The 2,398-nt window shown below is 29.4% G+C and carries 2 protein-coding genes and 1 pseudogene; all 3 read left to right on the plus strand.

The genetic code is table 11. The annotated features are described in order from the left end of the window. On the plus strand, nucleotides 1-973 hold a 973-nt coding region (locus FLACHUCJ7_RS25110), incomplete at its 5' end, for an RHS repeat domain-containing protein (RefSeq protein ID WP_317170962.1). 7 nt (nucleotides 974-980) lie between these two features. Further along, nucleotides 981-1,412, plus strand: coding sequence for a hypothetical protein (locus tag FLACHUCJ7_RS25115; protein ID WP_180910968.1), 432 nt, complete (start codon nucleotides 981-983; stop codon nucleotides 1,410-1,412). A 638-nt stretch (nucleotides 1,413-2,050) separates the two neighbouring features. Beyond that, nucleotides 2,051-2,398: pseudogene (locus tag FLACHUCJ7_RS25120) on the plus strand (hypothetical protein); the annotation flags it as partial.

The raw sequence follows: 2,398 nt of genomic DNA on the forward strand, positions 1-2,398 counted from the left end.
CATCATAGAAGAAGATAATTATTATCCTTTTGGCCTAAAACAAAGCAGGCATGACAACGTTGTAAATACTCAAGGTAACGCAACTGCTCAAAAGTATAAATTCAATGGGATGGAAGAATCTCAAGAACATGGAATTAATTGGTTACATCCCACAAAATTCAGGTCATATGATCCTGTAATAGCTAGATTTAATGGGATAGATCCCTTAGCTGATAAGTCAAATAATATAACACCGTATGCTTTTGTAATGAATAATCCTATTCTATATAGTGATTTAACAGGGGCAGATACAACAAAATTACGTGAGGTAATAGTTCATAGTAAGAAGACCGTTAATAATACTTACAATTGGTTTACCGGTGCAAATGTTGGATACACAGGATCTGGTTGGGGACATGGCTTAAGAAGATTACTCTCTAGACAAATAGGTATAGGTAATAGAGCAAATAATATTTTTGAGCTTGGTTTACAATCCCAACTTCAAGCAAAACAAGTTAATTTAGGTGGTTCTTTATTAGATAAAATTAAAGAAGATGAAGGGATGATAAAGTTTCAGAATGACATTATTAAAACTCTTAAGACAGATCCAAGATTTAAAAAATTAAAATTTATTATGAAAGGGAAAAGTGGTGTTGAATTTGGAGGTAAAAGATGGAGTAGCGGTAATGAGGATTGGGGTGCGCTAAACAATAATAATCCTATATTTCACGGTGAAACATGGGCCGTTGGTGGCAATCAATTAACTTGGGTGACTAGACATGCTTCTATGGGATATAGTGCTACAGTAAAATCGGATGGAACAATTGTTATAGATTTTCACCTTACGGATACTTTTGACTTAAGCGGTCAAAAAGGTAGGTCAGAAGCTTATAACAATATTAGTAACACAGCTGGTTTTTTATATCATGATGTAGTAGGTGGAAATAATGAAATGGAAATAAATGCTAATTGGCAGGTTGAAAATAAAAATTAATTTAATTATGAAAAAAAAAATAGCTGTAATTTTGAGTCTATTTTTGTTGATTTCTTGCAACAAAATTGAAGACAATCAAACTCTTGATCAAGAAGATCTGAAATATATTAAAAGTTTAGGCCTTTTAACAGAAAGTGAGATCGTATATAAATTTTATAGTGAATATAAAAAAGATGTAGCTGGGAATTTTTTTACTGATCGAAGAGTTGCTACTTATTGGATAGACAAAAGAAACTCAAAAAAAAATGAGGTAAATTATGCTTATTACAACGAAATAAAAAAAATTGACACTATATATAATGCTGGAGCAACTTATACACCTTATATCCTCATAACCAAAATTGATGGAAAGAATTTTAAAGTTAGTGTTGATGGTGAGAGGAAAGAAATTACGGCGTTTTTTAAAGGTGTATTTAGAGAGTGGAAAAGAAAAAGGTAATATTTTAAATGCATTTGTGATAAAACCATATATATTCACAAATAAATTATACTAATTATTCGCTCAAATATATAAACCACTATTGTACTCGTAATTAATTAGCATCTAAATCAAGCTTCCCCAAAAAAGCCATTTCATTATGAAATGGCTTTTGGTTTTAATTTTAAAACATTTCCCGACTAAAAAACGTCTTATTCGAATAGCTTTTCTTAAACTTATGTGTAATTTATAAATTCAGATCCTTTTTCTATTCACCATGACTTTGATTTTATTAGTGTTTATTGTGTAGGACGATGTATAATTATTTTTTTTAAAGTAGTTTCAAAGTACTATTAATAAATATTACAGCAGATAAAAGAAAATTCAAATTATTTAAGAAAACCCACTTTTTTTAAAAATAATTATAAAATTAAAAAATCACAAAGCATTACCTTACAAATACTTACAAATAAAAATAAAAATTTTAAACTTTTTTTTAGTTTTTTGTTTGTTAATTATAGGTTTTTTTTTATTAATTAGCGTCTTTTTAACACTTATTAACATTTTACTTAAGTATAAATCACAAGAGGCAATACTACAAAAAGTATGAATCAATATTTTAAATCAACAAACAGATAACCCCTTTTAAAAACCTGAAAATGAAATCAAAATTACTACTGCTTACCAGTCTATTTTTTATTAATTCAATAATTATTGCCCAAAATACCAATACAGGTACAGAGGCAGGAAATGCAGGGGCCAACAACAGTGCATTTGGCTATTATGCTGGTAATCTGGTTACCGGAAATTTCAATTCTTTTGTAGGATACTATTCCGGATATTTTAATAATTCAGGGGAATTTAATTCTTTTTTCGGGGCTAACAGCGGTTATAATAACAGAACCGGAAAAGATAACGCCTTTTTTGGATATAAGGCAGGATACAGCAACTTTAACGGATCCAAAAATGTTTTTATTGGCCGTGAAGCCGGATTTCAAAACCTATCT

The sequence above is a fragment of the Flavobacterium salmonis genome (assembly GCF_903819435.1).
In the GTDB taxonomy this organism is placed as follows: Bacteria; Bacteroidota; Bacteroidia; order Flavobacteriales; family Flavobacteriaceae; genus Flavobacterium; species Flavobacterium chungangense.

Bases quoted from the DNA above. Each gene is read 5' to 3' on its own strand.
- FLACHUCJ7_RS25115 (WP_180910968.1), top strand. From the start codon at position 981: ATGAAAAAAAAAATAGCTGTAATTTTGAGTCTATTTTTGTTGATTTCT.